The sequence below is a fragment of the Phenylobacterium sp. genome, from assembly GCF_004799515.1.
Taxonomy (GTDB): Bacteria; Pseudomonadota; Alphaproteobacteria; order Caulobacterales; family Caulobacteraceae; genus Phenylobacterium.
Genome location: NZ_SSMX01000042.1, coordinates 1 through 5539, shown reverse-complemented (window position 1 = coordinate 5539; position 5539 = coordinate 1). Strand labels below are relative to the sequence as shown.

At 67.4% G+C, this 5539-nt stretch carries 4 protein-coding genes; 1 reads left to right on the top strand and 3 read right to left on the bottom strand.

The features are described from left to right. From E8A49_RS17455 to E8A49_RS17445, 3 genes are all read right to left on the bottom strand, one after another. A partial coding sequence (locus E8A49_RS17455) for a PQQ-binding-like beta-propeller repeat protein (protein WP_293384361.1) occupies window positions 1-1793 on the bottom strand: 1793 nt, incomplete at its 3' end. A 136-nt stretch (window positions 1794-1929) separates the two neighbouring features. Continuing rightward, complete coding sequence (locus tag E8A49_RS17450; protein ID WP_293384358.1) at window positions 1930-3033, bottom strand: hypothetical protein; 1104 nt, start codon at window positions 3031-3033, stop codon at window positions 1930-1932. 202 nt (window positions 3034-3235) lie between these two features. After that, window positions 3236-3772 (bottom strand): DUF4345 domain-containing protein, encoded by a 537-nt coding sequence (locus tag E8A49_RS17445; RefSeq protein ID WP_293384355.1) that lies wholly within the window; start codon window positions 3770-3772, stop codon window positions 3236-3238. A 484-nt stretch (window positions 3773-4256) separates the two neighbouring features. On the opposite strand from E8A49_RS17445, the gene E8A49_RS17440 reads away from it, so the two are divergent. Beyond that, a complete protein-coding gene (locus tag E8A49_RS17440) occupies window positions 4257-5366 on the top strand; it encodes a Fic family protein (protein WP_293384352.1) in 1110 nt (369 codons plus the stop codon). Window positions 5367-5539 lie beyond the last annotated feature (173 nt).

Genomic DNA, 5539 nt, shown 5'->3' with positions numbered 1-5539 from the left:
CCGAGTACATCGACGACGTACTTAATCGCCCGCTCACGGCTCCAGCCCTGGCTGTGCAGGCCGGTGTCCACCACCAGGCCTGACACGACGTAGACCGTTCCGCCGGCGATGGTGGGGCCGGCGCCGTCCAGGACGCCGCCCGTCGCGGGCGACCCGGTGACCGTCATAACGGGTTTGGCGGTGTCGATCTCCCACAACACCATGCCGTCGCGGGTGTCATAGGCGCGGAGTCGGCCGTTCATGGCCCCGGCGAAAACGACCCCCGGCATCGCGGTCAGCGCCTGGGACACCGCGCCGGAGCAGTAGGGCGTGGCCCAGGCGCAGGGCAGCTTGGGGCTGGGCGACGACCAGAGCGGCGCGCCGTCGGCGAGGCGGAAGGCATAGACCCCGGGCGCCGGACCGCTGGCGAAAACATCGGAGAGGCCGACGAAATAGGCCGTGCGGTCGGCGGCCGGCCCGAACTCGACGCCGCCGAGTGGGCCGCCGGAACTAAGCCGGCGGCGCCAGACCACGCGGCCCCGCGCGCCTGGATCCAAGGCGTAGATCTCGCTGGACTTCTGGCCGACCAGCAGCAGATCGCGGCCGTCGGCGACGCGGTGCAGGATGGGCGAGACGCCGAAATCGTGGTCGGGACCGACCCGCTCCGGACAGTTGGCGGCGGGTTTCGGACCGCTGCAGCCGATTATGTGGTTGTCGCCCTTGGTCAGTTGCTTGACCCAGCGCACGCGTCCAGTCGCCAGATCCAAGGCGACCACGGCGTCGGCCGTGTCCAGGGGGGCGTCCGTGTAGCTGTCCCCGGTCGCCACATAGAGCAGGCCGCGCGCCGCATCGACGGTGGGCGCCGCCCAGATCGCCGCCCCCGCCGGCCCATAGAGCGGCTTGCCTCTGGGATTGGTTTTGAACGGCTGGGCGGGCGGCGCCATGAAGCGTTCCCAGGCGACGGCGCCGGTGCGCGCATCGACGGCGACCACCGCACCGCGGAACCGGCAGCACACATGGGTGTCGTCGGTGGCGATCGCCTCCTCCGCCGACGAGATCGGAACATAGAGCCGGCCGGCGTGCAGAACCGGCGAGCCGGTCATTTGCACCTCCTGCTGATCGTCCACCTGGCGCTTCCAGATCAGCGCGCCGGTGTCAGCGTCCAAGGCGTAGGCGGTGCGTTCGGTCCAGCCGGTCAGGTAGGCGGCGTACCGCGCCGGGCCCGGCCCCGGCAGCCGCGCGACGGTGACGCTGCTGCGCGATCCCCCGGGAATGTCGAAACGCCAAAAGGCGCAGCCCGTCTTGGCGTCCAACGCATAGACCGCGCCCGAGGTGCTGGCGAGGAACACCCGCCCTCCGGCCACGGTCGCCTGGCCGTTGCGGCTGCCCGCGAAGGTGAACGCCCACTTCAGCGTCAAGCGTGGGACGTCGGCGGCGGTCAAGCCGGGAGCGGCCTGGAAGCGGTCCTGGGTTTCCGCATTGCCCCAGCCGTTCCAGCTTGGGCCATCCAGGGCGAAGCGGGTCCGAGGCGCGGCGCAGGCCGGAGCTTCGAGCGCGCCTGCGCCCAGCCCCGCCGCCTTGCGGGTCGACAGATAGGCCGCCACCGACGCCATCTCATGTGGGCTAAGGCCCGCCGCCATCGGTCGCATCACCCCCTCGAGCAGGGCGGAGACGATGAAGGTCGGCGTGTTGTTGGCGATCGCCGCCTTGGCCGGCGTCCGCCCGGAGGGGGCGTCGTGGCAGCGGGCGCAGCGCTCGGCGTAGCGGGTCGCCCCCAGCGCCGGGGCGGCGCCGGACGCGGCGAAGGCGCCCATCACGCCGTTGCCCTGTTCCGCGCGCTCGGCCGGCGTAAGCGGCGCCTGCGACCGCGCGGCCCCGGCGATCGCCAGGGCCAGGGCGAGGCCCGCCAGCCCGGCCCGGCGACGGCGCAGCGGGAACCGCGGCGGAGCGTCAGGCGCCGGCAGGGTAGTGGTCCTCGAAACGGCCGACGTGGCAGCGGTAGCCGTCGGGCGGCGGCGTCAGCTTGAAGCCGCGCGGGTCTGCGCCCTTGGGATGGGACGCCAGGGTGGTGAGGGCCCAGAGGTTGAAGGCCTGGGTGTTCGCCTGCGGCCACATGTGGCCGTGCGCCGCGCTGCAGGCGATGTGGACGATATTGGGCTGGGCGCTGAAGTAGTTCGACGCGGCCTGGGTGGTGGGCCGATAGTCGGAACAGAGGCCCAGGGGCGGTCCGCAATCCCACTTGTCGTTGTCGCCGCCCCAGACGGTGATCACGATGAGCGGAGAGAGACGCGCCGGCAGGGGATAGGGTCCGACGCGGCCCTGGAAGATCTTGGCCGGATGGGCGGCGACGAAGGCGCGCGCGTCATTGAACGACAGGGCCGAGCCGTCGTCCTGGCTCATGTACCACTCGCCCGAGATCGGCAGGCCGCCGGCCCAGAAGCCGGAGTCGAAGAGCAGGGCGCGGTTGGTCATGGTGCCGCCGGACGAGATGCCACCCACGAACAGGCGGCGGCGGTCCAGCTTCCACCTCGTCCCCACGCATGCGACGGCCGCCTTCAGGAAGGCGGCGTCCGGGCCTGCGTCCTGCTTCCACCTGTCGCCCGCGGGGCCGGCGGCGCGGCCCTCGTTCCACGGGTTCCAATTCCAGCCGCCCGATCCCACGCCATTGCACGCGCCGGCCTTCAGGCTCGGGTCCTGGCCCGCGCACTGGCGCACCGGCCCGATCACCATAAACCCCTTCTGCGCCATCAGAGCGTTCGCGCCGCTGCGCGGAACCGTCAGGTTGTCGTTTGTGGATTCCACCGAGCCGGTAAGCGGGACCCAGACGGGCGCGGGGTTCGCGCCCTCGCGCGGCGGATAGACCCAGAAGGCGCGCTTCAGGCCGCCGGAGGGGAAATCAAGGTTCAGGCCTTCGTGCGGGACAAACCCCGAAGGGCACCGCCACAGACCCTGAGCCTCGGCCCGCGGCGCAGCGGCGACGAACAGGAGACCTAGGACGACCGCCAGCGCCAAGCCTGGGCGCAAAAGGCGATCTACCTTGAGAACGAAGGTCATTGGCGCTCCAACCATGCACGGAGACCTATGCACGTGACCCGCGAAGCGCGGCATTCGCAAGGGGGAAACCGCAACCGGCGCCCGCGGAGGGGCCACCGGCCCATGGCGTCACCAGTCAGCGCAGCGGCGAGCGCCCTGCGCGTGAGAGGCCGGAAATCGCGCGAGAGGGTTCACATTGAGGAGAGCGCGCGCCATCGCGGTGTCAGCGACTCGCGGTGTTGTTTCGCGCGCCCGACCACAGGACGATGATGACTGGCGGCAGGATCAATTCGATCGCCATCAGAACGAGGAAGAAGGGGTGCGGCGCGCCGACCATCACCCAGGAGAGCGCGCGCCCGACGCCGCCGATGAAGAAGATGGCCGCCAACCCCGGCACGCGCCCGTCCCACCGCGACAGATTGCGCGCCGCGCAAAGAAGCATGACACCATATCCACCCCAGAGCGCCGAATAAAACCGCAGCTCACTGTCCGTTGACGGCGGCCATGACGGGCTCGGCAGTCCCTTCCAACCGCTCAGCATTTCGAAGGCGCGTTCGCCCACGCCGGCCGTTGCGCCGGCGCCGAGCAATAGAATCGACAGGGCGATCAGCAGCGCCGAGCCGCCCAACCCGGCCAAGAGGAACCGCATGGCCACACGCATCATCCGGCGGTGTCCGGTGGTTCGGTCTGTTCGCGGATTAGGGGCGACCTGAGTCATGCGAAACATCCGCGCGGGCGACGAGACCGGCCAGCGGCTCATCCCTGACGCCCGGCAGATCGACAGATGAGATCAGCACGGCTTGGCGCGGTATGTCTCACCCTTCGGGCTCTGAGCGCCAGGAACGCCGGAGAAACGCGGGTTCCGTTCCCGGGCGGCGGCGATGTTGTCTGTCAGGAATCCGCCCACATCGACTGGATGCTGCGGATCGGGAGGAGCCAACCTCGTGGACGTCCTCGAGCATCGCACACCCGACCGCGCCTTCGATGATCAATCGCCGGGACGTGAGGCCTGCCGCCTGACAGAAACTCTGCTTCACGGACTTCCTCCGCGGTCAGGCCGAGTGTCGCAACGCCCTGGAGAAGCTGGGCGCGCTGTTCCGGGTTCATTCTGTTCATGTCAGTAATACAAATTGACCTCGTCGTCAGGGCAATTATATATCGTCGTCGAGACGGATTGAAACGGACTAACCTACATGATTTTCGCATATCCGACCTTGGAGGGAATCGACCAAGACGTGCTTGGGATGATCCACCAGCAGCGTGACCAGCTCCGATTTCATGTGAGCCAGAATCCGAACCGGTGGAGCGGCTTTCTGCGCAGGAACACGTTTGCTCGGGCGCTCCAAGGCTCGAACAGCATCGAGGGCTATAACGCCAACCTGGCGGAAGCCATTGCCATCGTGGACGACGAAAAGCCGGAGACGCTGGAGGAGGAAACGTTGCGCGCCCTTGAGGGCTACCGGAACGCCATGACCTATATCTTGCAGATTCATGATGACCCGCACACCGATACGAACGCCCAGCTGATCCGCAGCCTGCACTTCATGATGCTGAGCTACGACCTGACGAAGCTTCCGGGGCAATGGCGACCGGGGGCGGTTGTCGTGGTGCGGGAGGCCGATGGTCAGCAGGTTTACGAGGGTCCCGATCCGGTCCTCGTGCCCGGTCTGATCAATGAATTGATCGAGCAAACCAACCACGCCTCCGACCGCGACCCAACTGTGCTGGGAGCTATGGCGCACCTCAACTTGACCATGATCCATCCTTTCAGGGACGGGAACGGTCGAATGGCGCGCGCCCTGCAAACGTTGGTGATGGCCAAAGGTGGCCTCTCCAGCCCGGTCTTTTCCAGCATTGAGGAATGGTTGGGCCGCAACACCGACGCCTATTACGCCAAGCTAGCTGAGGTCGGACAGGGCGCTTGGAATCCGCAGAACTCAGCCCTGCCGTGGGTTCGGTTCTGCCTTACCGCCCACTACCAGCAGGCCAACACGCTAATACGCCGCAATGCTGAGATCGGGCGCATCTGGGAAATACTGGTAAAAATCCGCACTGGCCTTGGTCTGCCGGAGCGATGCGAGGGCCCGATGTTGGACGCGGCCTTCGGCTACAAGGTTCGCAACCAGAGATACCGCGATCAGGAAAACATCTCCGATGTCGTCGCTAGCCGTGACCTTAAGAAGCTGTGTGACGCGGCCATTCTGGAGCCCGTTGGGGAGAAGCGCGGACGCTACTACGTGGCGTCGGAGGAGTTGAAAAAGCTCAGCCAGCGCGAACGCGGAAGAATGCGCGCACCGGACCCCTACGATCTGGTCTCTAAGAAGGCAGACGCTTCTCAGTTGAAGCTGCTTTAGGACCCTCTACGACCGTGAGCTCGGCTTTCGGCCGATGAGCGGACATTCAGTGCGGGTGCTCGCTTTATGGACAGTCATCTCCAGCCCGCAGGAAATCTTCCGCGCGAGCTGCCTTGAACCAGTCCGGCGTCCGCCAGCGGCCCGGGATGTGTACCTCACCCCAGGCGGACAGC

What these genes read in the sequence shown, in the direction of transcription:
- E8A49_RS17450 (WP_293384358.1), bottom strand. Translation starts at nt 3,033, where the DNA reads ATGACCTTCGTTCTCAAGGTAGATCGCCTTTTGCGCCCAGGCTTGGCG.
- E8A49_RS17445 (WP_293384355.1), bottom strand. Translation starts at nt 3,772, where the DNA reads ATGAGCCGCTGGCCGGTCTCGTCGCCCGCGCGGATGTTTCGCATGACT.
- E8A49_RS17440 (WP_293384352.1), top strand. Translation starts at nt 4,257, where the DNA reads ATGATCCACCAGCAGCGTGACCAGCTCCGATTTCATGTGAGCCAGAAT.